The following is a 22,821-nucleotide window of genomic DNA, read 5'->3' as shown; positions in this document are numbered from 1 at the left end:
GGCATGCTCGAGATCACGCTCATCGGCAAGCCCGGCTGCCACCTCTGCGACGAGGCGCGGCCCATCGTCGAGCGCGTCGTCGCCGGCTTCGAGGGCGTGACGATGACCGAGGTGTCCATCCTCGACGATGCCGCGCTCGAGGAGCGCTGGGCCGACGACATCCCGGTCGTGCTGATCGACGGCCGACCGCACTCCTCGTGGCGGGTCGACCCCGAGAAGCTGACCGACCGCATCCGCTCGCGCCTCAACTGAGGCGGATGCCTTACGGCGTGAGGCGGTTCGGGCCGCGGAAGAGGAACGTCGTCTCGCGGATCGAGCCGAGGCCCAGCATGAGCATCACGACACGCGCGAGGCCCATGCCGAAGCCGCCGTGCGGGGGCACGCCGTAGCGGAAGAAGTCGAGGTACTCCTCGAGCTCCGCTGCATCCATGCCCTTCTCGGCGATCTGCGCCTCGAGCACCTCGACGCGGTGCTCGCGCTGCGCGCCGGTGGAGATCTCGACGCCGTTGTAGATCAGGTCGTACGAGTTCGTCACCTCCGGCCGGCCCTCGGGGCGCAGGTGGTAGAACGGCCGCACGCCGGCGGGGTACTCGGTCACGAACACGAAGTCATGGCCCAGCTCGTCCTTGACGTGCTGCGAGATCTGCCGCTCGGCCTCGGGGTCGAGGTCGCCGTCGGTGCGCTCGATCGTGTGACCGCGTGCCTCGACGATCGCCTTGACCTCGGCGTGGGTGATGCGCGGGAACGGCGTCGTCGGCACCTGCAGGTCGATGTCGAAGTGTTCCTTGATAGCGGCGCCGTGGCGCTCGACCACGGCGGCGACCGCCTTGGTCAACAGCGTCTCGTGCAGCTGCATGACGTCCTCGTGCGAGTCGATCCAGGAGATCTCGCTGTCGACCGAGGTGAACTCGGTCGCGTGGCGGCTCGTGAACGAGGGGTCGGCGCGGAAGGCCGGGCCGACCTCGAAGATCTTGCCGAAGCCCGCTGACTGCGCCATCTGCTTGAACAGCTGCGGCGACTGCGCGAGGTAGGCGGTGGTCTCGAAGTAGGGCACCTCGAACAGCTCGGCGCGCGACTCGGAGGCCGTCGCCATCAGCTTCGGGGTGTGCAGCTCGATGAAGCCCTCGTCGATCCAGTGCTGGCGCATCGCGTGCTCGATGGTGGTCTGCACGCGGAAGATCAGCTGCGCCTCTGGGCGGCGCAGGTCGAGGAAGCGCCAGTCGAGGCGCTTGTCGATCGACGAGTCGTCGGCGATGGGGGAGTCCTTCGCGACCGACTCGACCGTGAGCGAGCGCAGCTTCACCTCGAGCCCGCCGAGCTTCACGCGCTCGTCGGCCTTCAGATCGCCCTCGACGGTGATGAACGAGCCGTGCATGAGCGCCGAGATCTGGGCGGCCGTCTCGGCCGTCTCCTCGTTCACGGGGTTCACGAGCTGGGCGGCACCCGACTCATCGCGCAGGATCACGAACTGCACGCGCTTCTGGTCGCGCACCGTCTCGACCCACCCGGCCACCTTCACGGGGCCGTCGGGGAGCGATGCGAGGTCCATGATGAGAGTCCGTTGAGTCACGGGCTCGATCCTACCGACGCGCGGGTACTCCCCAGCGTGCGAGACCGATCCAGCCGAGGACGAGGGCGACGACGGATGCCGCCAGCAGCACCCAGCCCGCCCACTCGAGCGACGCATCCGTCACCAGCAGGGCCATGCCGGCCACCGCGATGACGGCGACGCCGGCGGCGACGAGCGCACCGTGCCGCACGTGCGCGATCGAGCCCGCCCACACCCACAGCATCGTGGCGGCGAGCACCACGGCGAGCGCGAGCAGCAGCGGCACGAGCAGGGGCATGGGCACCATTGTGCCGGGCCGGCGTCCATAGGATCCCCAGGTACGATGATGGCCATGCCCGCTCGTCGCCTCCATCTCGTGCGCCACGGCGAGGTGCACAACCCGGAAGGCGTGCTCTACGGACGCCTGCCCGGCTACTTCCTCTCCGAGCGCGGCCACCGCATGGCGGCGCTCGCGGCCGAGCACCTCTCGACCGGCGAGACGGCGCGCCCCGTCGTGCGGCTCGCCGCCAGCCCGCTCGAGCGCGCGCAGCAGTCGGCCGAGCACTGGGCCGACGCGTTCGACCTCGCCATCCGCACCGAGCACCGCATCATCGAGCCGACGAACGCGTTCGAGGGCAAGACCTTCGAGGCCTCCGGCGCGCTCTCGCACCCGGCGTCGTGGCCGCTGCTGCGCAACCCCTTCCGCCCCTCGTGGGGCGAGCCCTACAAGGCGATCGCACAGCGCGTGCGCGCGGCCATGGAGGATGCCTGGGACGAGCTCGAGGAATCCGGCGACGACGGCGACATCGTGATGGTCAGCCACCAATCGCCCATCTGGATGGCGCACCTCGACCTCGCGGGCAAGCGCCTCTGGCACGACCCGCGCACGCGCCGCTGCCAGCTCTCGTCCATCACCTCGTTCGCGCGCGTCGACGGCCGCTTCACCGAGATCGACTACGTCGAGCCCGCCGCCTCGGTGGATGCGATCGACACGGGGGCTGTATGAGGGCCGGGCGGATGCGTCGGGTCGCGGCCGCGCTGTCGGCCTCGGTCGTCGCCGTGCTCGCCCTCTCGGCCTGCTCGTCGACCGACGGTGTCGCGGGCGGCGTCGGCGACGCCGGCTACATCGCCGGCGACGGCTTCGTCACCGAGTTCCCCGATGTCGCCGAGCGCGTCGCGCCGGAGCCCTTCTCGGGCCCGCTCATCGAAGGCGGCGAGTTCGACTCGGCATCGCTCGATGGCGTGACGCTCGTGAACTTCTGGTACGCCGCCTGCCCGCCCTGCCGCATCGAGGCGCCCGTGCTCGCCGAGCTGTACGCGGAGTTCGGCGAGCAGGTCGACTTCCTCGGCGTCAACGTGCGCGACGGCGCGGCGCAGGCCGCCACCTTCGAGGAGCAGTTCGGCATCGACTACCCGTCGATCCTCGACGACGAGACCGCGCAGGCGCAGCTCGCCTTCACCGGCATCGTGGCGCCGAACGCGGTGCCCACCACGATCGTGCTGGATGCCGAGGGCCGTGTCGCCGCCCGCGTCTCGGGTGCCGTGAGCGACACCAGCATCCTCTCGACGCTGCTGCGGGAGGAGCTCGAGCGGTGAGTCTCGCCATCTCCGCGCTGACCGCGCTCGCGCCGATCGCCGCCTTCGACGCGGTGGCATTCGACGCCTTGGCATTCGATCCCGCGGGCGCGGTGCTGAGCGGGCAGCTGCTGGTCTCTGTGCCGATCGCGCTGCTGGCCGGCCTGGTCTCCTTCGCGAGCCCGTGCATCCTGCCGCTCGTGCCCGGCTATCTGGGCCTCGTCGGATCGCTGGTCGGCAAGGACGGCAGCCGCGGTCGGCTCATCGCGGGCGTCTCGCTCTTCATCGCGGGCTTCACGTTCGTGTTCGTGCTCGGCACCGCCGTCGTCGGCGCCGCCAGCTCGTTCCTGCTGCAGTACGCCGACCTGCTGGTGCGCATCCTCGGCATCGTGCTGATCCTGCTGGGGCTCGTCTTCGTCGGCCAGTTCTCTTTTCTGCAGCGCATCTGGAAGCCGCAGCAGGTGAAGTCCGGCGGCATGTGGGCGGCACCGGTCGTCGGCGTCGTCTTCGCCCTCGGCTGGACCCCGTGCTCCGGCCCGACGCTCGCCGCCATCGGCGCGCTCACGGTCACGACCGGCAGCGCGGGTCAGGGCGCGATCCTCGGCCTCGCCTACGCGCTGGGGCTCGGCATCCCGTTCCTGCTCATCGCGCTCGGGCTCGGCTGGGCGGGCGGCGCGGTCGACTGGCTGCGCCGCCACATCCGCGCCGTCAACATCGCCGGCGGCGCGATGCTCATCTTCATCGGCCTGCTCATGGTCACCGGCGCATGGAACGCCATCATGCAATCGCTCCAGGGATGGATCGCCTCCGTTGTCACCATCATCTAGCGCCGGGCCCGGCCCCGAGCGCGCGCCGTCCGACGCCGCAGCCTCTGACGACGCCGCGTCGTTCAACGACACCGCGTCCTCCAACGACCCGATGCGCCCGGACGACCACGTCGATGCGCCCGCGCCCGCGCCGCGCTCGGGCAGCGGCCCCAAGCTCGGGCCGCTCGGCTGGTTCCGCTTCTTCTGGCGCCAGCTGACCTCGATGCGCACGGCCATCGTGCTGCTGCTGCTGCTCGCGGTCGGCGCGATCCCCGGCAGCCTCGTGCCGCAGCGCTCGAGCGACCCGAACGGCGTGCTGCAGGTGCGCGCCGAGAACCCCGACCTGGTCTGGCTCTACGACGCTCTCTCGCTGCACGAGGTCTACTCCAGCCCGTGGTTCTCGGCCATCTACATCCTGCTGTTCACGTCCCTGGTCGGATGTGTCATCCCGCGCCTCGCGCACCACTGGAAGGCCATGCGCGCGAAGCCGCCGCGCACCCCGGCGCGCCTGTCTCGCCTGGTGGGGTTCCAGACCGTGCCGGGCGACGCATCCGACCTCGACCGCGCCGAGAGGTCGCTGCGCAAGCTGGGCTACCGCACCGCCCGCTACGGCGACTCGGTCTCGGCCGAGCGCGGCTACCTGCGCGAGACCGGCAACCTGCTGTTCCACATCGCGCTGCTGGCGATGATCCTGGTGGTCGGGCTGGGCTCCGGCTTCGGCTACAGCGGCCAGCGGCTCATCGTCGAGGGGCGCAGCTTCGCCAACACGCTCTCGAGCTACGACACCTTCGACTCGGGGCAGTGGTTCGACGGGGCCTCGCTCCCGGCCTTCTCGGTGCAGCTCGACGATCTCGAAGTCGTCTACGAGACCGAGAACCCCAACGCCATCGGCGCGCCGCTCGACTTCACTGCGCACCTGTCGGTGACCGAGGACGGCGCCGCGCGCGGGGAGCAGATCAAGGTCAATGAGCCGCTGGCCATCGACAACGCCGACCTGTACCTGATCTCCAACGGCTACGCCCCGCGAATCTCGGTGCGCGACGCCGAGGGCACGGTCGTCTACGACGAGTACACGCCATTTCTCGCGCAGGACGACCTGATGACGAGCCTCGGCGTGATGAAGCTGCCGGGCGGGCTCGACGAGCAGCTGGGACTGCGCGGCTTCTTCTACCCGACTGCCGGGCAGCTCGACACGGGCGCGTTCACCTCCGTCTACCCCGACCTCGCGTACCCGCTGCTGTCGCTGCAGGCCTTCACGGGCGATCTCGGACTGGACGCGGGCGTGCCGCGGTCGGTGTACGCCCTCGAGACCGATGAGATGACGCAGATCGCCGGCGGCGACTCCGGCACCGATGCGCTCACGCTCGAGCTCGGGCAGACGGCAGAGATCCCCGGCGGCCTCGGCACCATCACGTTCGAGGACGTGCGGCGCTACGGCGTGATCGAAGTGCACGTCGACTACACGCAGATCGCGGTCTTCTGGATCGCCATGACCATCGTCGTCTCGTTGCTCGGCTCATTGCTCATCCCGCGCCGGCGGCTGTGGGTGAAGGCGGCGGGCGGCAGGCTCGAGCTCGCGGGACTCGCGCGCGGCGAGGACCCGGCACTCGAGCGCGCCGTCGACGAGCTCGCGAAGCGCCTCGGCGGCGATGGCGAGCGACGCGCCAGCGAGGGCGATGCTGCGGCGGACGCCGTCAACCCCGTCGGGCCTGGACGACGAGAGTAGGATCGACCTGTGCCGGCCGCTGATCTCGACTCCTTCTCGCTGCTGCTCGTCTACTCGGCGATGGCGGTCTATACGCTCGCGTTCATCGCCTATGCCGTCGATGTCGCGCGTCGCTCGGCGGTGAGGTCCGTGCCGGCGGCGGCCCGTGAGCTGGTGGGCGCGGGTGGGCCGACATCGGCGACCGGGCCCGACCCATCCGCACCGCTCGCCCCTGCGCTGCCTGGCCGCGGCGCGCGCATCGGCTTCACGCTCACGGTGCTCGCCTGGGTGCTGCACCTGGGTGGCGCGCTGCTGCGGGGCCTGGCGGCGGGTCGGGTGCCGTGGGCGAACATGTACGAGTTCGCGCTCACCGGCGTGGCCGTGATCGTGGGCGTGTTCGTGCTGTCGCGGCTGTGGAAGGACCTGAACTTCCTGGGCGTGTTCATGACGGGCATCGCGGTCGTCTTCCTCGGCACCGCGACCGTGAACTACTACGTCGCGCCCACGCCGCTGCCGCCGGCGCTGCAGACGTACTGGCTCGTGATCCACGTGTTCGTGGCCACGCTCGCGACCGGCCTGATGGGGCTCGGCACCGGCTTGAGCGTGCTGCAGCTGATCAAGGAGCGCCGCGACAACGGCTTCCTGCGCTCGCTGCCCACGCCGGTGCAGCTCGAGGATCTCGCCTACCGGGTGGGCGTGATCGGCTTCATCTTCTGGACCTTCACGCTCATCGCCGGGGCGATCTGGGCGGAGCACGCGTGGGGCCGGTACTGGGGCTGGGACACGAAGGAGGTCTGGACCTTCGTGATCTGGGTGATCTACGCCGGCTACATCCACGCGCGCGCGACGCGCGGCTGGCGCGGCTCGCGCTCGGCCTGGCTGCAGATCATCGGCTTCACCGCGATCATCTTCAACTTCACGATCGTCAACCAGTTCTTCACCGGCCTGCACGCCTACAGCGGCCTCTGATCCGCAGGGCGGCGGCTGCCCGCCGGCACGCGCCTCGCGCTTCAGACGGGCCTGTGGTTCCGCAACGCGGTTATCGAGGGTGAGCGTCCAGGGAGCCGTCTGAACGTCAGTCCGCCACGTGCGGTTGCGGACACCTGGGTGGTCAGGCGGGCCACGGGCAGCGCCGGCCACTCGCCAGTCAGGCGGTCGCCGCCGGCAGCGCGCGACGGTGCACGCCCCGGCGCACGAGGTCGAGCACCGTCTGCAGCACCTGCTCGCGCTCGAACATCACCTGCTCGTAGGTGAAGCGAACGACGCGGTAGCCGAGTGCCGTGAGGGCTGCATCGCGCCGGCGGTCGTTCGCCATCTGCTTGCGGCTGCCGTGCCACTCGAGCGAATCGATCTCGATCACGAGCGAGCGGCCGATCAGGAAGTCGAAGAACTCGTCCGGCAGCAGTTCGGGCTGCTGCACGAACACGATGTGGGCGTGGCGCAGCAGCGCCGCGAACATCGACTCGGTGCCCGAGCCCGACAGTGCGCTCGCCCGCTCGAGCACTCGCCTCCGTGGCCGCGGCAGCTCCGCTGCCACCTCGAGCAGCGCGTCGGGCTGGATCTTCCCCTGCGACAGCGCGGCGTCGGCGGCCGCGATCAGGTCGTCGGCGGAGACGCAGCCGGATGCCACGGCGAGTGTCGTCTGCACGCTGTCGACGCCGAACGGTGGCGCCTCCTCCTGCAGCCTCTCGTGCAGGCGGTGCACGACGACGCCGTCACGATCCTCGGCCCGCGCGACGCGAGCGCCGTGCGAATTGCGGCGCACGCGGATGTGCAGCTGCTGTTCGCCATGCGGCGTCCAGAGCCCGTGGTCACGCAGCGCGCTCACGCAGGTGACGACGCCACCGAGCTCGAGTGAGCGGGTCGTGTCGCTGCTGGTGTCGGCCAGCGCGAGCCACCCGCGCTGGGGCGTCCGGAGCGCACCTTCCCCGCGAAGCCGTCGCAGTTCGCGCCGGGTCAGATGCTCGAGGGCAGCCTCGACCGTGCAGACGCCGCCCACGATCTCGAGCCAAGACAGGAAGTCCATGCCGCACATGCTGGGGTGGCCAGTCGTTCGCCGAGCGTCGCATCGTGGCCGCTGTGGAGAACTCCGCTGTCGGCTCGACGGCGCCGTCCGGAGAGCGGTGCTGCGGCCGCCCGCGCCTCAGAGGTGCGGCAAGCAGGCGGCGAGGCGCTCGCGCCAGTGTTCGACGCGCTCCGGCGCCGCCGCGTGCTCCGCCAGCAGCGCGGCGTCGGGCGCGACGCGCTCGGCGGAGATCGAGCCGCCGACCGGCACCAGCGGCGAGGCCGTCACATCGGCGGTCAGCAGCGCGCCGGTGCCGAGGCCGCAGTCGTAGGGGAGGGCCGGCAGCGCCCCGGCGAGCGCTGCGCCCATCGACAGCCCCACAGAGGAGTCCAAGGCGCTCGAGACGACCGCCGGCAGCCCGGCCTCGGCGACGATCGCGAGTGCTGCCCGGATCCCGCCGAGCGGCTGCGCCTTGACCACGAGCACGTCGGCAGCACCCGCGCGGGCGACCAGCAGCGGATCGGAGGCCTTGCGCACCGACTCGTCGGCAGCGATCGGGATGGCGAGCCGGTGCAGTCGCGAGCGCAGCTCGGCCAGCTCCGGCACGCTCGCGCACGGCTGCTCGACGTACTCCAGGTCGAAGTGCTCGAGCGCGCGCACCGCCGTCTCCGCCTCGTCGATGCCCCAGCCGCCGTTCGCATCCACGCGGATCCGCACGTCGGGCAGCAGCGCCCGCACCTCGGTCACCCGCGCCACGTCGTCCTCGAGCACCTGCCCCCGCTCGGCTACCTTCACCTTCACGGTGCGGCAGCCGTCGTAGCGCGCCAGCACCTCTGCGACGGCCGAAGGCGCCACCGCCGGCAGCGTCGCGTTCACCGGCACCGCCGAGCGCAGCAGCGCCGGCCGCTCGAGGTCGGCATCCTCCAGCGCCGCCCGCAGCCAGCGCGCGGCCTCCTCCGGCTCGTACTCCAGGAAGGGGCTCCACTCGCCCCAGCCGGCCGCGCCCGAGAACAGCGCCACCTCGCGCGACTCCACCCCCCGGAAGCGCGTCGCCAGCGGCAGCGACACCACGTGCATGCGGTCGGCGAGCCGTTCGTAGGCGAGATCCACGCGCCCATGCTCGCACGCCTGCCAGAATCGATGCGTGACCGAGCTGCCATGGGTGATCGATACGCGCGCCAAGACCCGTCGGCGCAACCCGGTCTGGGGCATCCTCGCGCTCGTCGCGGCGGCCCTCTGCGGCGTGAGCTTCCTGCTCGCGATCGGCGTCTCGTGGATCGACCTCGACGGCCTCGTCGTCTGGCTGCTGCCGGTCTGGGGCATCATCACGCTGCTCGGCGTGGCGTTCGCCATCACGGCGTCGGTGAAGCGCGGCTCCGCCAACCTCACGATGGCGGCGATCGCCGGCGGGCTGCTCGTCATCTCGAACCCGGTGGTCTTCCTGATCATCGGCTTCGCGCTCGGTCTGGTCCAGTAGCGGATGCGGTGGCGCGCCTCCGAGGCTCGCACGCGTTCCGTACGTAGCATCACAGCGTGATCGAAGAACTGCAGCTCGCCGAGCCGACCAGTCGGCCCGCTCCGGCGCGCTCGGCGAAGCACCGCCGCCGCGCCCGACTCGGCCCTGCCTCGCTGTGGTTGCTGGCGGCTGCGGTGATCCTGCAGGTGGTCTCGCTCGTGCAGCAGTTCAGCTACCTCTTCGCGCCGAAGCCCGGCGAGTTCCCGATGCTCGTGGTGGTCGTCATCCTCGCCTCGCTCGTCGGCTTCGTCGGCGTCGTGTGCGGCGTCCTGGGCGCGACCACGGCGGATGGGCGACGCACGGGCGTGTTCGGAGCCGCCCTCGGTCTCGCATTCCTCGTGCTCTTCGCCGCAGCGACCTCGTTCGGCTGGGGCTTCCTCGAGGCGCTCTCGACCCCGGTCTGATGCATTGGCTGCGATCTCGCAGCCCATCACCATTCAGCAACGATCCGCCCCTGTCGCGAGGCCGGACCCCGCTGATCGGCCAGGATGGCACCCGCCTGCTGTTGCCGCGAGGAGTCCGTCGCCCGCGAGGCTGAACGGCCCCGCGAAGTCGCATCTTCCCTCGCGCGCGCGGCCGCGCAAGAATCGAAGCGTGTCGACGGCGATGCCGCAGTTCGAGATGCCGCCACGGGCGGAGGGCTCCGTTCGGCCCGGCGCCACCGGCTCGGCGCAGATCGAGCCCGGCTCTGACGGACTCGGCAACGACTCCGCCGACCCCCTCGATCCCGGCCCGCGCGGTTCGGACCCCCTCCATACGGCGACCGCACGGCGGCGCTTCGGCTGGCGCCAGCTGCTCATCGCGGGCCTCGTGGGTGTGCTGGCGGGCGGCGCGATCCCGGTGGCGCTGCAGTCGCTCGACGACTCCGCGGCCAGCGCGCAGGTCGAGGATCTGCGCTCGGTCGCGCTCGAGTACCTCACGGCCATCGCCAACGGCCGTGCGGGCGTCGCGACCGGGCTGGCGCCGGTGCACAGTGGCGGTCGCGTGGCTCCGGATGGGGTGCTGCAGACGGCCGACCCGATCACGGACTACACGGTGCAGCTCGTGCAGGTCGACGGCCTGAGCGGCTCGGCCGACGTGCGCTACCGCGTGGGCGGCATCGAGGTGTTCCGCGCGCTGGAGGCGCGGCTCGTCGACGGCGAGTGGCGGCTGCGGACGTCGCTCGCGGAGGTCGCCGACGTCACCTTCAGCGATCCCATCGCGCGCGTGCAGGTGGCCGGGGTACCGCTCGACGGCGTCGCGCCGGTGCTGCTCTACCCGGGCAGCTACCGCATCGACGCGTTCGCCGGGCCCTTCTTCCTCTCCGGCGGCGACGAGTTCGTCGTCGACGGCGATCCCGGCACCCCCACCGCGCCGTACGTGACCGCGGGAGTCGTGCCACGCATCCGCGACTATGCCACCGAGCTCGCGCTCGACACTGTCGCCGACTGCCAACTGCGCGCCCGCTGCCCGGTCGGCTACGGGCTGCGGCTGCTGCCGGTGGGCGAGCCCTACCCGGTCGACGCCGATGCGGACACGGGCGCCATCGACCTGGTGGTGCCGATCATGGCGCTCGACGGGCGCGACACGCAGTGGTTCGACGTGCGGCTGCGCGCGATCCTCGACGACGACGGGGCACCCGCCGAGTGGCTGTGCGGCGAGCCCGGCGCGAGCGCGGAGGAGCTGCACGGCTGCACGCTCTGAGGCGGCGGCATGCGCGCCGGGCCCGCAACCGGCTCGCTCGCACAGACAACCGTTCGGCAACGAATCAGCCGCGCCCCTGCCGAGCGCCCGCGGTTCGCGCCATGATGAGCGGGTGCCGCCGTCGATGCCGGAGTTCGAGATGCCTGCAGAGGTCGACGCTCCGCCGCGCCCCGAGCAGCGGCCGCAGCCGACGACCGAGCGCCCCCAGCACACGGCCGAGCCCGACGCATCCGACGCGCTCGAGAGCCCGCGCCGCGCTGGCCTCAGCTGGCGCCACGTGCTGATCGGCGCCGTGGTCGGTGCGATCGTGGGCGCGGCCATCCCGGGCGGCATCCAAGTGGCCGAGCGAGCGGCAGCGACCGCCGACGAGACGAGCCTGCGCACGGCCGTGACGGAGTACCTGACGGCGATCGCCGACGGCGGCGCGGTCGAGGCGACGAGGCTGGTGCCGCTGCCGTCCGAAGCGGGTGACGTGACGGATGCGATGCTCGCGTCGGCCGAGGCCATCGACGAGATCTCGGTGCCGTTCGTGCAGGTCGACGGCGACGTCGGCGCGGTCGAAGTGCGGTACTCGGTCGGCGCGGTCGAAGTGCAGCGCACGCTCGACGCCGAGCGGGTGGCGGGAGCGTGGTGGGTGACGACCTCGCTGGCGGAGCCGGTCGAACCCACCTATTGGGGCAACATGACCGATGTGACCATCGGGGGCACAGCGCTCGTGCCCGGCGGCAGCACCTACCTCTACCCGGGGCTGTACGAGATCGACGAGGTCGACGGACCGATCATGCGCGTGCGCGGCGAGCGGTTCGCGGTCGACGGCGACCCCGGTTCACCGACGGAGGCGATCGTGCAGGCCGAGGTCATGCCCGACGTGGCGCGCACGGCTGCGGAGGTCGCGCAAGTCGTCGCGCGCATGTGCCAGGCGGCACAGACCTGCCCGATACCCCCGGAGGCGGAGCTGCTGGGGGCGGAGGCATACGTCTGGGCCAGCTCCCCGGAGGAGGTCGAACTGAGCGTGCAGCTGCAGATCGACGAGACGCAGTGGCAGGAGGTGCGCGTGCGGATCGAGACCGATCAGCAGGGGCGTCCGTCCGCGTGGTTCTGCGGCCAGCCGGGCGCCTACGCCACCCCCGTCGATCCCTGCCCGGCCGTGGAGTGAGGCGCGCGCTCACCGCGCAGGCGCCGCTCGCTAGGCTGGCCCGGTGACCATCTCGCCCCTGTTCGACGCCGCCGAGTGGGCCGAGGCAGCACCCGGCTACGACGACATCACCGTGCACCGCTCGCGCGACGGGCGCATCGCCCGCATTGCCTTCGACCGGCCCGAGGTGCGCAACGCCTTCCGCCCGCACACAGTCGACGAGCTCTACCGCGCTCTCGACGACGTGCGGCAGGACAGCCGCGTCGGCGTCGTGCTGCTGACCGGCAACGGCCCGAGCGAGAAGGACGGCGGCTGGGCCTTCTGCTCCGGCGGCGACCAGCGCATCCGCGGCCGCGACGGCTACAAGTACGCCGACTCCGAGACCGCCGAGGGCATCGACCCGGCGCGCTCCGGCCGTCTGCACATCCTCGAGGTGCAGCGACTGATCCGCTTCATGCCCAAGGTCGTCATCGCCGTCGTGCCCGGCTGGGCGGCCGGCGGCGGCCACTCGCTGCACGTCGTCTGCGACCTGACGATCGCCAGCCGAGAGCACGCGCGCTTCAAGCAGACGGATGCGGATGTCGGCTCGTTCGACGCCGGCTACGGCAGCGCCTACATGGCCCGGCAGACCGGGCAGAAGTTCGCGCGCGAGGTGTTCTTCCTCGCCCGCGAGTACAGCGCGGACCGCGCCCTGCAGGCCGGCGCGATCAACGCATCCGTCCCCCATGACGAGCTCGAGGCGACCGCGATCGAGTGGGCGCGCGAGATCCTCGGGAAGAGCCCGACCGCGATCCGTATGCTGAAGTTCGCGTTCAACGCGGTCGACGACGGGCTGGTGGGACAGCAGATCTTCGCCGGCGAGGCGACCCGACTCGCCTACGGCACCGACGAGGCCGTCGAGGGGCGGGATTCGTTCCTCGAGAAGCGCGAGCCCGACTGGTCGCCGTACCCGTGGCAGTACTGACGCCGCAGGCGCCAGCCGGATGACCAGAGCAGACTGAAGCACGCGCAGCGCGACAAGGAGGTGCACCGTGGGAGTGGTCGTCGAGACGAGCGGATCCAGCGGCGTGCCCAAGCGCGTCGTGCTCTCCGACGAGGCGATCGCGGCCTCGACCGATGCGGCGATCGACCGCCTCGGCGCCCCCGGGCAGTGGGTGCTCGCGCTGCCGGACCACTACATCGCCGGCATGAACGTCATCTGGCGCAACGAGGTGAGCGGCGCGCCGCTCGTGCGCACCGCCGGCGCCTTCACCGCCGAGGCCTTCGTCGAGGCGGTGCAGAGCCTCGAGCACGAGCGCAAGTACACCTCTCTCGTGCCCACGCAGCTCGCCCGCTTGGTCGACGCGGCATCGCTCGACCGTTCGTTCATCGGGCCGATCGCGCGCCTCGACCGCATCCTGCTGGGCGGCCAGCGTGCGCCCTTCGGCCTCATCGAGCGCGCAGCGCGCCTGGGCTGGCGCATCACGCGCACCTACGGTGCGACGGAGACGGTGGGCGGATGCGTCTGGGACGGCAGGCCGCTGCGTGACGTCAAGGTGCGCCTCACCGACCAGATCGAGATCTCGGGCCCGCAGCTCGCCGACGGCTACGCGGATGCGGCGCTGACCGAGCAGCGCTTCCACACCGACGGCACCGGCACCCGCTGGTACAAGACCGGCGATGCCGGCTCCCTGATCGGCGGCACGCTGCAGGTCTCCGGCCGCATCGACGACGTCATCAACTCCGGCGGCATCAAGATCTCGCTCGCCGCCATCGAGCACGTCGTGCAGGTGTTCGCGCCCGACGCGGTCGTGGTGGCCGCGCCGCACCCGGAGTGGGGCGAGGTGCCGGCGGTGGTGACGACGCTCAAGCCCTCGCTCGCCGAGATCCGCGCGGCCGTCGCGAACGCGCTCGGCAAGCCGGCCCGGCCCAACCACCTGGTGACGGTCTCGGTGATGCCGACCACCGCATCCGGCAAGCCCGACCGCAAGCGGCTCGGCCGCCTGGTCGCCAGCCGCACGCAGGAGCGCCGCCGCCGCGGCCTCTTCGGGTGAGGCTGCGCGCCGCCAAATCTCATGAATAGCCCGCGCGCCGCCTCGGCGGGTTGCGGAGCGCGGAGCCGGAACCAGCGTGGGCGTGGCGAGAGCTCCCACCCTCAAGAAGTCGTCCGCAGGTATCGCAGCGGGGCGTTCCCATACCGCGTGGTGCCCTATGCGCAACACGAGAAGACCCGGTCATGCCTGAGTCGGAAGATTTCTGGTACGGCACTGGCGAGTTGTGCGGACAGTCGCTAGCGTCGAAATGAGCCCAGAGCGAAAGCGGTCTGGGACTGATCTTGGGATATTTGCGGTGGCTAGGTTGTCGTCTGTGGTGTTCGCTTCGATAGCGGCTCCCAGGGCGAATGCGACAGGTTCCCCCTCAGAGGCTGGCACTCAACACGGCACCATTACTGCGGACGATGCCGTTCGTGGCATTGAACTTGTGGAGTCGGCTGCCGGAGGCGCGTTGGTCTTCACGTTGGCAGACGGCGATCGCCTCAGCGTCTCGGAGGACGGGCAGACCGCGAGGATGCTCAACAGTTCGGGCGAGGCGTTGATGACATGCACCGAGCCCTCGTTGACATCCGACGCAGGCGCTCACGAGCGTGATGCGGTGTTCGTGATCGACGGCGCCGAACTGTCCGTGCAGGCTTCGGGCGTGGCCCGTATGCGAGCTGTTTCGAGGAGTGGCTGGCGAATTTCGTCATTGCTTGGTCAGCGGAGGCTCTCGTATGTTTGCCGGTCGGCCTAGTCAACGTGCCTGCCGGAGTCGCGTGTGCGTTTGCGATGATGGGAATCACCGCAGGCATTGACACGAGCGGGGTATGTGCGTAATCAGGGGCTGAGGTGAGAATGATGAAGAATCGGCAATCGATGACAATGCTGGAACGCCTTAACGCGCCGAACGAGCTGCTCAAGCTCTTCTTAGCGCTTCAAGTCGCGACGTTCCTCGGTTCGTTCCTCGCAGCGTGGATCCGTTCCGCGGTGCAAAATGAGCCGTACACGGAGGCGCTGACGTATCAGCTTGCGCTGATCTGGCCTGGATCGTGCCACCTCGGGCTGATTTCGCGGGTTGAGGGCTCCGGAGCATTGATTTTCCGGGGTTCTTGGTGCGCACGTTACGCACTAATCGCGGCTATCTAGACTGCTCAGGTGGGCTTGTTCGTGCGGAAAGTACGGACCGCGTCGGGCGCGACGGCGGTGCAGATCGCGCATACCCGTCGTGGCGTGCAGAAGATCGTCGAGCATCTCGGGTCCGCGCACGACGAGGCGCAGCTGGCCGCGCTGGTCGCGATCGCGCGGGAGAAGATCGCGGTCATGGACGGGCAGGGCACGTTCGATTTGGACGCGCTGCTGCCGACGCCCGCGGCGACGGCAGCGCCGACCGTCACGGGCTCTCGCTCCCGGGTGCTCTGGACGGCGCTGGAGGACGCGTACGCGCGTCTCGGCTTCGAGGCCATCGGCGATGAGACCTTCAAACAGCTCGTGTTGGCACGGATCGTGGAGCCGACCTCGAAAGCGGACACGCTGCGAGTGCTGGGTGAGTTGGGCGTGCCCGATCCGCCGTCGCTGCGCACGATCTGGCGCACGCTGGCGCGCAGCATCGAACACGACTGGCGCGCGATTTCTGCCGCCGCCGCATACGCGCACGCGACCCGGGCTGGCGCGCTCACGCTGGTCCTTTACGACGTGACGACCCTGTATTTCGAGGCCGAGTACGAGGACACGCTGCGGAAGGTCGGCATGTCGAAGGAGCGGCGCGTGGATCCGCAGATCTTGGTCGGTCTGCTCGTCGACGCCGGCGGCTTCCCGCTCGAGGTCCACGCGTTCCCCGGCAACAAGGGCGAGACCCTCACGCTGCTGCCCGTGCTGGATGCCTTCCGCGCCCGCCACGGCGTCGAAGAGCTCGTCGTCGTCGCCGACGCCGGCATGCTCTCGGCCGCGAACCTGAACGCCGTCGAGGACGCCGGATTCAAGTTCATCGTCGGCTCCCGCACCTCCTCCGCCCCGCACGACCTGACCCCGCACTTCGAGCGACACGGGAACGCGTTCGTCGACGGGCAGATCATCGAGACGAACCGCACGATGGGCAGAGGCGAGCAGGCGCGGAAGCGGCGGGTCGTCTGGCACTACTCGTTCAAACGCGACAAGCGCGACAACATCACGCTCAACAAGCAGATCGAACGCGCCGAGAAGGTCGCCGACGGCACCCGGCCGACGAAGAAGGACCGGTTCGTCACGATCGACGGGAAGACGGTCGGCGTGAATTGGGAACAGATCGAGAAGGCCCGCACCTGGCAGGGCCTGAAGGGCTACGTCACCAACCTCCCCAAGCAGACGCTCAACGGCGCCGGCGTCGTCGCCGCCTACCACGACCTATTCCAAGTCGAAGCGTCGTTCCGGATGGCCAAGACCGACCTCAAGGCGCGGCCCATGTTCCACGCCAAGGAGGACTCGATCCAGGCACACCTGACCATCGTGTTCTGCGCCCTCGCGATCAGCCGCCACCTGCACCAGGCCACCGGCGTCAGCATCCGCCGCATCGTGCGCGCGCTCCGGCCCCTGCGCGACGTGACCATCAGCATCGACGGGCACCAGCTCACCGCCACCAGCCCAGCCGAAGGCGAAGCTGCCGAGATCCTCGCCACCCTCCAGCGCTAATCGTCACGCACTAAAGTGGCGCGATCCAGGTCTGGGCGCCAGGTGCGGCGTTGCTGACGATTGTGGGCATCCTGCTGTTCCGCAGGGCCGAGCGCAAGGCGTCGAAGAGAGACTGACAGGAGGATCACAAGGCGAGTCCGGTTGGATTCTTGGTGCCATTGGACGAGGGCCAGCTGCTCCTGTCATGCGGCGCGTGAAGCGCCGCCGGGCTCATTGTTCGGCGGAACTTGTTCTCTACCGCAGCTACAACCTCGCCTCGTTGGTCGGCAGCGGCCGACGACCAATACCATCGTGAGGATGGCTTCCCCACGATCCGGCAACCCCGCCAAGCGCGCGCAGATCGCCGGCACCGCTCCCAGCCCAGCGACCGCGCGCGACTGGATCGCCGCATCGCGGCCCCGCACCCTCGGCATGGCGATCGCGCCCGTGGCGCTCGGCAGCGCCGCCGCGTTCAACGCGGAGGGCTTCCACCTCGGCATCGCCCTCGCGTGCCTCGCGCTCGCGGTCTTCCTGCAGATCGGCGTGAACTTCGCCAACGACTACTCCGACGGCGTGCGCGGCACCGATGCGGTGCGGGTCGGCCCCGGCCGCCTGGTGGGTGCCGGCAAGGCCGAGCCGCGGGCGGTGCGCAACGTGGCGATCGGCTTCCTCGCCGCCGGCGCGATCGCCGGCCTCCTGGTGGTGGTGCTCTCGGGTCGCTGGTGGCTGCTGCTGGTCGGCCTCGTCTCCATCGCCGCCGCCTGGGGCTACACCGGCGGCAAGCGCCCCTACGGCTACTACGCGCTGGGCGAGCTGATGGCGTTCCTCTTCTTCGGCCCGGTCGCGGTGATCGGCACCGTCTACGCGATCATCGGCCGGATCACCGCCGACTCGATCGCGCTCGGCGTCGCGATCGGCTCGATCTCGGCCGCGCTCATGCTGTGCAACAACCTGCGCGACATCGACACCGACCGCGCCGCAGGCAAGCGCAGCCTCGCCACCCTCATCGGCCGCCGGCCCTCGAAGGCGCTCTACGTGGTGCTGATGCTGGTGCCGTTCGTGATCCTGTGGGTGTTCTCGTACGCGCTCGCCTACGGCATCGCCGTCTTCGCCGTGCTGCTGCTGGCCGGCCCCGCGATGGTGATCGTCGTGATGGCGCGCACCCCGCGCGACCTGATCACCGCGCTGGGGCTCACGGGCCTGACGGCGCTGCTCTACGGCGTCGGCCTCGCCGTCGCCATCTGGGGCGGCCCCGCCGGCTTCGTCTCCGTCCCCGGCGCCTGAGGCCCGCTGCCGCAGCCATGCCGGGCGCCCGCGGCGCCCTCCCGCAGGTATAGGGCGTGTTGCTCCTCCCGGGGCGCCCGAGCAGCAAACCGCCCTATACCTGTCGAGCCGTGGGGCTCAGGGGCGGGCGGATGCGTCGGGGTCGGCGCCGTCGGCGGTCGCGTCGCGCTCGTCCGCGGGGGGCGCCTCGGGTTGGGCGGCATGCTCAGGCTGGGCGGTGCTGCGGGGGTCGGCGCCGTCGGCGGGCGCCTCGCGCTCGTCCGCGGCGGGCGCCTCGGCCTCGGCGGCATCCTCGCGCTCGCCGAGCGCGGCATCCTCGATGTCCGCGTCGTCGGGGCCGGCGCCCGCGCGCTTGCGGCCCTCGCGCATCCGCTGCACGTCGGCGGCGGCGGCATCGCGCAGCTGCGAGAAGAACACGATCGATGCCGCGAACGCGAACACGATCGCGACGATCATCGACAGCCACCACGGCACCTGCGCGATCATCAGCACGGCGAACGGCACGAGGAACAGGAGGGCGCGCACGATCAGGTAGCGCATCGAGGGGGGCATGCACCAAGTCTATGAGCGCCCCATAGCGAACCGACGTAGGCTGGGGTCATGCGGTGGTTCATTATCGGCGGAATCCTGGCCCTGGTGGTCACGGTGTACGCCCTCGTCGACCTGACGGTGACGGACGACCGCCGCATCCGCCGCCTCAACCGCGTGCTGTGGGTGGTGCTGATCGTGGTGCTGCCGGTGATCGGTGCGGCCGCGTGGCTCGCGTGGGGCAAGGGGCCGCGTGCTTCCGCTCCGCCGATGGCGCCCGACGACGACCCCTCGTTCTCGCGCTCGACCACCGTCAGCGACGAGGAGACCGACCGTCGCATCGCCGACCTCGAGGCGCAGCTGGCCGCGCTCGACGACGAGGACTTCGGCGCGGCCGACGAGCCCGAGCAGCCCGCGCCGCCGGCGAGCACGGAGGCGCCGAAGCCCGAGCCTCGTGCCAAGCCCAAGCCCAAGCCGAAGCGCGGCCCGAAGCCCGATGCCGAGGCGACCGACGGCGATGTCGACGGCGAGGGCCACCGCGCGACCGGCGATGGCGGCGACTCCGCCCGTGCCTGAGGCGGCGCGGCCGGCGCTGCCGGCTGCCGCCTACGCCGACCGCCTGGTCACCTCGCTCGCCGCCGCGGGCGTCGCCGACCTGATCGTCTGTCCCGGCTCGCGCTCGCAGGCCATCGCGCTCGCCGCCGCCAGGGCCGCCCGTGAGGGCAGCCTCGCGCTGCACGTGCGCATCGACGAGCGCAGCGCCGCCTTCCTCGCGCTCGGCCTCGCCCGCGAGACCGGCAGCCCCGTGGCCATCGTGGTCACGAGCGGCACCGCGCTCGCGAACCTGCACCCGGCGATGCTCGAGGCGCACCACAGCGACGTGCCGCTGATCGCCATCACCGCCGACCGCCCGGCCGAGCTGCAGGGCGTGCGCGCCAACCAGACCACGCGCCAGCCGGGCATCTTCGGCGATGCGGCTCGCGTCGTGCTCGACGTGGGGGCGGATGCGCTGCGTCACCCCGAGGGGGATGCCGTGCGTGCGGTCCGTGCCGCGTTGGGCTGGCGAGGGGACGCGATCGCCGACGGCGCCCCGGTCGCCGCCAGCAGCGAGCCCGACGATGCCCACACCGAGCCCGGCCCGGTGCAGCTGAACATCGCCTTCCGCGAGCCGCTCTCGGGCGGCGCGCCCGCCGCGGCGCGGCCGATCGAGCCCGTCGGTCGCCCGCCGATGCCGACCGCGACCCTGCGCGCAGCGGCCGCCACGGTCGTGATCGCCGGTGCCGACGCCGGCGCGGCAGCGGTCGACCTCGCCGAGGCGATCGGCGCGCCGCTCATCGCCGAGCCCACGAGCGGTGCCCGCTTCGGCCGCGTGCTCGTGCCGCACGGGCGCGACGTCATCGCGCAGCTGGGCGAGGCCGTGCGGCGGGTCGTGGTGCTCGGGCACCCGACGCTCGCGCGCGCCGTGACCGGGCTCATCCGCCGCCCGGACGTCGAGGTCGTCACGATCGGCCGCGCCGGGCAGGACAACGTGCGCGGCACCGGCGCCACGACCGTGCTGACGGGCCGCATCGAGGTTGAGCCGGCCGAGCGCGACGCCGAGGACATCGGCCGCGAGTGGATCGAGCGGTGGGTCGCTGCCGGCCGCGCGCTCGCCGCCGAGCACGACGCCGAGTCGGCACCTGACTCGCAGCTCTCGCGCTCCGCCTACGCGAAGGCCGAGCTCGCCGAGGGGCGCACGCCCATCACGCGCCGCGAGCTCGTCACCCAGGTGTGGGATCGCACCTGGCCGCACGACCGGCTGGTGGTGGCGGCCAGCCGCCTGATCCGCGAGCTCGACGCCTTCGCCGGCCCCAAGGCGGTGACGGCCCGCGCCAACCGCGGTCTCGCGGGCATCGACGGCACCGTCAGCACCGCATCCGGCATCGCCATCGCGCACCGCCGCAGCGGCGAGCCCGGCCTCACCCGGCTGCTGATCGGCGACCTCGCGCTGCTGCACGACGCGGGAGGCCTGCACGTGCCGCCGGGGGAGGAGCGCCCGCAGCTGCAGATCATCGTCGGCAACGACCGCGGCGGCAGCCTCTTCGACCTGCTCGAGGTGGCCGGCAGCGCCGCGCCCGACGACTTCGCCCGCGTGCTGCGCACCCCCCACGAGGTCGACTTCGAGCACCTGGCTGCGGCCTACGGCTGGCCCTACGAGCGCGTGAGCGATCGCGCCGGCCTGCGCCGGGCGCTCTCGCAGGCGCGACCGGGCATCATCGAAGCGGTACTGGAGGGGGAGACGGATGCGCAGCAGCTCTGAGCGCGCGGGTGCCGGCCGCGAGACGGCCGCGACCCGCATCGGCTTCGGCACGACCATCGTGATCACCGGCGGCGGCAGCGGCATCGGCCGGCTCGTCGCCCTGGGTGCAGCGCGGAAGGGCGCGCACGTCGTCATCTGGGATCGCGACGCGGCCGCGGCGCGATCGGTCAGCCAGGAGGTCGCTGAGCAGGGCGGGCGTGGCAGCGTGGTGCAGGTCGACCTCGCCGACGCCGACGCGATCGAGCTCGCCGCCGCCGAGACCCTCATGCTGGGCCCGGTCGACGTGCTGATCAACAACGCCGGGGTGGTCTCGGGCCGCCCGCTCACCGAGCTGAGCCCCGCTCAGATCGACCTCACGATGCGCGTCAACGCGATCGCGCCGATGCTGGTCACGCGCGCGCTGCTGCCAGCGATGCGCGACGCCGGCCGCGGCCGCATCGTCACGGTCGCGAGCGCGGCGGGCTTCATCGGCGTCGCCGGCCAGACCGACTACGCGGCCAGCAAGTTCGCCGCGGTCGGCTTCATGGAGTCGCTGCGGGCAGAGCTGCGCAAGCAGGGCTCACCGATCACGGCGCTCACTGTGGCGCCGTTCTACATCGACACGGGCATGTTCGACGGCGTGACCACCAGGGTGCCCGCGCTGCTGCCGATCCTGTCGCAGGCGCGCGTCGCCACCCAGATCCTCGGCGCCATCGAGTCGCGCCGGGCGCTGCTGGCGCTGCCGCCGCTGGTGCGCCTGGTGCCGGCGATCAAGGTGCTGCCGACGGCGCTCGGCGACTGGCTGGCGGATGCGCTGGGCGTCAACGAGGGCATGGACGGCTTCACGGGGCGGCAGGCGGCACCCGCCGCCGCACCCGTCGACGGCGCGAGCGCTCGCTGATGCGCTGGCCCTGGCAGAGGCGGAAGGCGGCGCTGCCGCCGGTGCCGCAGATCTCCGAGCGGGTCGAGCAGCGCTGGATGCTGCCGCGCACCCTCATCGTGCTGCTGTCGATCATCGCGGCGATCGGTGTGCTCATCCTGCTCAGCCAGGTCGCCACGTTCGTCACGCCAGTGTTCCTGGGCGTCAACCTGGTGATCGCGGTGATGCCGCTGCAGCAGTGGCTGCTGCGCGTCGGCATGCCCCGGCTGGTGGCGGCGCTGGCTGCGCTGCTGACCGTCTACGCGTTCCTGATCGCGCTGTTCTGGTCGATCTACTGGTCGGTGCAGTCGCTCGTGACCGAGCTGCCCGGCTACTCGGCCGAGTTCAACACCCTCTACCGCGACCTGCTCGACTGGCTCGCCACGCTCGGCGTCTCGCAGGATGAGTTCTTCGCGCAGATGCAGAGCGCCTTCAGCCCGGGCGCGATCGCCAGCGGGCTGACGAGCATCCTGTCGAACGCCGGCATCGTGCTCGCGTTCCTCGCGACCCTGTTCGTGGTGATCTTCTTCCTCGCGTGGGACTCCATGGGGCTGCCGGAGCGCATCAAGCGCATCGCGGCCACCAACCCTGGCATCGTGCACGGCATCGACCGCTTCGCGCAGGGCGTGCAGCGCTACTGGGTGGTGGCGACGGTCTTCGGCCTCATCGTCTCGGCGCTCGACCTGGTCGCGCTGTCGGCGCTCGGGGTGCCGCTGGCGCTGGTGTGGGCGGTGTTCGCCTTCGTCACGAACTACATCCCGAACGTCGGCTTCGTGCTCGGCGTGATCCCGCCGACGCTCATGGCGCTGCTGGCCAACGGCCCGATCAACGCACTGCTGACGGCGATCCTGTTCAGCGTCATCAACTTCGTGATGCAGTCGCTCATCCAGCCCAAGGTGGCGGGGGATGCGGTGGGCGTCACGCCCGCGACCTCGTTCCTGTCGCTGCTCGTGTGGGCGTACGCGCTCGGGCCGGTCGGGGCGCTGCTGGCGCTGCCGGCGACGCTGGCGGTGAAGACGCTGCTGATCGACCCGGATCCGAGGCTCGCCTGGGTGAGCAAGCTGATCGCGAGCCGGATCGACGACCCAGGCAGCGGCCGCCTCGGCACGGCGATCGGGCCCGGCGTGCAGGGTCGAGCCCCGCGCAGCACCTGACGCGCGCGGCACCTGTCGCGAGCAGC

The 22,821-nt window shown here is 71.3% G+C and carries 24 protein-coding genes; 19 read left to right on the top strand and 5 right to left on the bottom strand.

Going from position 1 to position 22,821, the window contains the following annotated elements:
* Positions 1 to 3: 3 nt before the first annotated feature.
* Positions 4 to 252: a glutaredoxin family protein gene (locus tag J1M46_RS09015; RefSeq protein WP_206447497.1), complete on the top strand. Its 249-nt coding sequence runs from the start codon at positions 4 to 6 to the stop codon at positions 250 to 252.
* Positions 253 to 262: 10 nt separating this feature from the next.
* On the opposite strand, the gene aspS is transcribed toward J1M46_RS09015, so the two are convergent.
* Both aspS and J1M46_RS09005 read right to left on the bottom strand, forming a co-directional pair.
* Positions 263 to 1,549, bottom strand: a complete 1,287-nt coding sequence (aspS, locus tag J1M46_RS09010; RefSeq protein WP_206448662.1) for an aspartate--tRNA(Asn) ligase — start codon at positions 1,547 to 1,549, stop codon at positions 263 to 265.
* Between the two features lie 31 nt (positions 1,550 to 1,580).
* On the bottom strand, positions 1,581 to 1,847 hold the full coding sequence (locus tag J1M46_RS09005; RefSeq protein ID WP_206447496.1) for a hypothetical protein: 267 nt from the start codon (positions 1,845 to 1,847) through the stop codon (positions 1,581 to 1,583).
* A 54-nt stretch (positions 1,848 to 1,901) separates the two neighbouring features.
* On the opposite strand from J1M46_RS09005, the gene J1M46_RS09000 reads away from it, so the two are divergent.
* From J1M46_RS09000 to ccsB, 5 genes are all read left to right on the top strand, one after another.
* A complete protein-coding gene (locus tag J1M46_RS09000) occupies positions 1,902 to 2,555 on the top strand; it encodes a histidine phosphatase family protein (RefSeq protein ID WP_206447495.1) in 654 nt (217 codons plus the stop codon).
* 11 nt (positions 2,556 to 2,566) lie between these two features.
* Positions 2,567 to 3,145 carry a TlpA family protein disulfide reductase gene (locus J1M46_RS08995; protein WP_241249072.1) on the top strand — a complete coding sequence of 193 codons (579 nt, stop codon included), beginning with the start codon at positions 2,567 to 2,569 and terminating at the stop codon, positions 3,143 to 3,145.
* A gap of 68 nt (positions 3,146 to 3,213) precedes the next feature.
* Positions 3,214 to 3,951: a cytochrome c biogenesis CcdA family protein gene (locus J1M46_RS08990; RefSeq protein ID WP_206448661.1), complete on the top strand. Its 738-nt coding sequence runs from the start codon at positions 3,214 to 3,216 to the stop codon at positions 3,949 to 3,951.
* A 91-nt stretch (positions 3,952 to 4,042) separates the two neighbouring features.
* Entirely contained in the window at positions 4,043 to 5,656 is a 1,614-nt protein-coding gene (gene resB / locus J1M46_RS08985; RefSeq protein ID WP_206448660.1) for a cytochrome c biogenesis protein ResB, read from the top strand.
* Between the two features lie 60 nt (positions 5,657 to 5,716).
* A complete protein-coding gene (gene ccsB, locus J1M46_RS08980) occupies positions 5,717 to 6,604 on the top strand; it encodes a c-type cytochrome biogenesis protein CcsB (RefSeq protein ID WP_206448659.1) in 888 nt (295 codons plus the stop codon).
* A 178-nt stretch (positions 6,605 to 6,782) separates the two neighbouring features.
* Here the strand turns inward: ccsB and J1M46_RS08975 are convergent, their stop codons facing one another.
* Both J1M46_RS08975 and J1M46_RS08970 read right to left on the bottom strand, forming a co-directional pair.
* Positions 6,783 to 7,661, bottom strand: a complete 879-nt coding sequence (locus tag J1M46_RS08975; protein WP_206447493.1) for an endonuclease domain-containing protein — start codon at positions 7,659 to 7,661, stop codon at positions 6,783 to 6,785.
* 117 nt (positions 7,662 to 7,778) lie between these two features.
* Entirely contained in the window at positions 7,779 to 8,750 is a 972-nt protein-coding gene (locus J1M46_RS08970) for an o-succinylbenzoate synthase (protein ID WP_342384331.1), read from the bottom strand.
* A 34-nt stretch (positions 8,751 to 8,784) separates the two neighbouring features.
* Between J1M46_RS08970 and J1M46_RS08965 the strand changes: the two genes are divergently transcribed.
* The 9 genes from J1M46_RS08965 (at position 8,785) to J1M46_RS08925 (ending at position 17,916) form a co-directional block, all read left to right on the top strand.
* Complete coding sequence (locus tag J1M46_RS08965) at positions 8,785 to 9,117, top strand: hypothetical protein (protein WP_206448764.1); 333 nt, start codon at positions 8,785 to 8,787, stop codon at positions 9,115 to 9,117.
* A 56-nt stretch (positions 9,118 to 9,173) separates the two neighbouring features.
* Positions 9,174 to 9,560, top strand: coding sequence for a hypothetical protein (locus tag J1M46_RS08960; RefSeq protein ID WP_206447491.1), 387 nt, complete (start codon positions 9,174 to 9,176; stop codon positions 9,558 to 9,560).
* 190 nt (positions 9,561 to 9,750) lie between these two features.
* Positions 9,751 to 10,839, top strand: a complete 1,089-nt coding sequence (locus tag J1M46_RS08955) for a hypothetical protein (RefSeq protein ID WP_206447490.1) — start codon at positions 9,751 to 9,753, stop codon at positions 10,837 to 10,839.
* Between the two features lie 112 nt (positions 10,840 to 10,951).
* Positions 10,952 to 11,995: a hypothetical protein gene (locus J1M46_RS08950; protein ID WP_206447489.1), complete on the top strand. Its 1,044-nt coding sequence runs from the start codon at positions 10,952 to 10,954 to the stop codon at positions 11,993 to 11,995.
* A gap of 43 nt (positions 11,996 to 12,038) precedes the next feature.
* Complete coding sequence (locus tag J1M46_RS08945) at positions 12,039 to 12,938, top strand: 1,4-dihydroxy-2-naphthoyl-CoA synthase (RefSeq protein WP_206447488.1); 900 nt, start codon at positions 12,039 to 12,041, stop codon at positions 12,936 to 12,938.
* 67 nt (positions 12,939 to 13,005) lie between these two features.
* Positions 13,006 to 14,007, top strand: coding sequence for an AMP-binding protein (locus tag J1M46_RS15795; RefSeq protein ID WP_206447487.1), 1,002 nt, complete (start codon positions 13,006 to 13,008; stop codon positions 14,005 to 14,007).
* An 840-nt stretch (positions 14,008 to 14,847) separates the two neighbouring features.
* Positions 14,848 to 15,135: a hypothetical protein gene (locus J1M46_RS08935; RefSeq protein WP_206447486.1), complete on the top strand. Its 288-nt coding sequence runs from the start codon at positions 14,848 to 14,850 to the stop codon at positions 15,133 to 15,135.
* A gap of 9 nt (positions 15,136 to 15,144) precedes the next feature.
* Positions 15,145 to 16,653 (top strand): IS1634 family transposase, encoded by a 1,509-nt coding sequence (locus J1M46_RS08930; RefSeq protein WP_206447485.1) that lies wholly within the window; start codon positions 15,145 to 15,147, stop codon positions 16,651 to 16,653.
* A gap of 297 nt (positions 16,654 to 16,950) precedes the next feature.
* The gene (locus J1M46_RS08925; RefSeq protein WP_206447484.1) at positions 16,951 to 17,916 is read left to right on the top strand and encodes a 1,4-dihydroxy-2-naphthoate polyprenyltransferase; all 966 of its coding nucleotides are present in this window, start codon (positions 16,951 to 16,953) and stop codon (positions 17,914 to 17,916) included.
* A gap of 117 nt (positions 17,917 to 18,033) precedes the next feature.
* Here J1M46_RS08925 and J1M46_RS08920 read toward each other — a convergent pair whose 3' ends face one another.
* Positions 18,034 to 18,468, bottom strand: a complete 435-nt coding sequence (locus J1M46_RS08920) for a DUF4229 domain-containing protein (protein ID WP_206447483.1) — start codon at positions 18,466 to 18,468, stop codon at positions 18,034 to 18,036.
* 48 nt (positions 18,469 to 18,516) lie between these two features.
* Between J1M46_RS08920 and J1M46_RS08915 the strand changes: the two genes are divergently transcribed.
* From J1M46_RS08915 to J1M46_RS08900, 4 genes are read left to right on the top strand one after another with little or no spacing between them, the layout of a single operon-like run.
* Positions 18,517 to 19,020: a PLDc N-terminal domain-containing protein gene (locus J1M46_RS08915; protein ID WP_206447482.1), complete on the top strand. Its 504-nt coding sequence runs from the start codon at positions 18,517 to 18,519 to the stop codon at positions 19,018 to 19,020.
* Positions 19,013 to 20,743 carry a 2-succinyl-5-enolpyruvyl-6-hydroxy-3-cyclohexene-1-carboxylic-acid synthase gene (gene menD / locus J1M46_RS08910; protein ID WP_342384330.1) on the top strand — a complete coding sequence of 577 codons (1,731 nt, stop codon included), beginning with the start codon at positions 19,013 to 19,015 and terminating at the stop codon, positions 20,741 to 20,743. The genes J1M46_RS08915 and menD overlap by 8 nt, the downstream gene beginning before the upstream one ends.
* A complete protein-coding gene (locus tag J1M46_RS08905; protein WP_206447481.1) occupies positions 20,727 to 21,623 on the top strand; it encodes an SDR family oxidoreductase in 897 nt (298 codons plus the stop codon). The genes menD and J1M46_RS08905 overlap by 17 nt, the downstream gene beginning before the upstream one ends.
* Positions 21,623 to 22,795 (top strand): AI-2E family transporter, encoded by a 1,173-nt coding sequence (locus J1M46_RS08900; RefSeq protein WP_206447480.1) that lies wholly within the window; start codon positions 21,623 to 21,625, stop codon positions 22,793 to 22,795. Before J1M46_RS08905 ends, J1M46_RS08900 begins: the two co-directional genes overlap by 1 nt.
* Positions 22,796 to 22,821: the final 26 nt, after the last annotated feature.

It is taken from the genome of Agrococcus sp. KRD186 (genome assembly GCF_017168255.1).
Classification (GTDB): domain Bacteria; phylum Actinomycetota; class Actinomycetes; order Actinomycetales; family Microbacteriaceae; genus Agrococcus.
This window is presented reverse-complemented; position numbering and strand designations above follow the sequence as displayed.

Bases quoted from the DNA above. Each gene is read 5' to 3' on its own strand.
- J1M46_RS09015 (WP_206447497.1), top strand. From the start codon at position 4: ATGCTCGAGATCACGCTCATCGGCAAGCCCGGCTGCCACCTCTGCGAC.
- aspS (WP_206448662.1), bottom strand. From the start codon at position 1,549: ATGGACCTCGCATCGCTCCCCGACGGCCCCGTGAAGGTGGCCGGGTGG.
- J1M46_RS09005 (WP_206447496.1), bottom strand. From the start codon at position 1,847: ATGCCCCTGCTCGTGCCGCTGCTGCTCGCGCTCGCCGTGGTGCTCGCC.
- J1M46_RS09000 (WP_206447495.1), top strand. From the start codon at position 1,902: ATGCCCGCTCGTCGCCTCCATCTCGTGCGCCACGGCGAGGTGCACAAC.
- J1M46_RS08995 (WP_241249072.1), top strand. From the start codon at position 2,567: ATGCGTCGGGTCGCGGCCGCGCTGTCGGCCTCGGTCGTCGCCGTGCTC.
- resB (WP_206448660.1), top strand. From the start codon at position 4,043: ATGCGCCCGGACGACCACGTCGATGCGCCCGCGCCCGCGCCGCGCTCG.
- ccsB (WP_206448659.1), top strand. From the start codon at position 5,717: ATGGCGGTCTATACGCTCGCGTTCATCGCCTATGCCGTCGATGTCGCG.
- J1M46_RS08975 (WP_206447493.1), bottom strand. From the start codon at position 7,661: ATGGACTTCCTGTCTTGGCTCGAGATCGTGGGCGGCGTCTGCACGGTC.
- J1M46_RS08935 (WP_206447486.1), top strand. From the start codon at position 14,848: ATGAAGAATCGGCAATCGATGACAATGCTGGAACGCCTTAACGCGCCG.
- J1M46_RS08925 (WP_206447484.1), top strand. From the start codon at position 16,951: ATGGCTTCCCCACGATCCGGCAACCCCGCCAAGCGCGCGCAGATCGCC.
- J1M46_RS08920 (WP_206447483.1), bottom strand. From the start codon at position 18,468: ATGCCCCCCTCGATGCGCTACCTGATCGTGCGCGCCCTCCTGTTCCTC.
- J1M46_RS08915 (WP_206447482.1), top strand. From the start codon at position 18,517: ATGCGGTGGTTCATTATCGGCGGAATCCTGGCCCTGGTGGTCACGGTG.
- J1M46_RS08905 (WP_206447481.1), top strand. From the start codon at position 20,727: ATGCGCAGCAGCTCTGAGCGCGCGGGTGCCGGCCGCGAGACGGCCGCG.
- J1M46_RS08900 (WP_206447480.1), top strand. From the start codon at position 21,623: ATGCGCTGGCCCTGGCAGAGGCGGAAGGCGGCGCTGCCGCCGGTGCCG.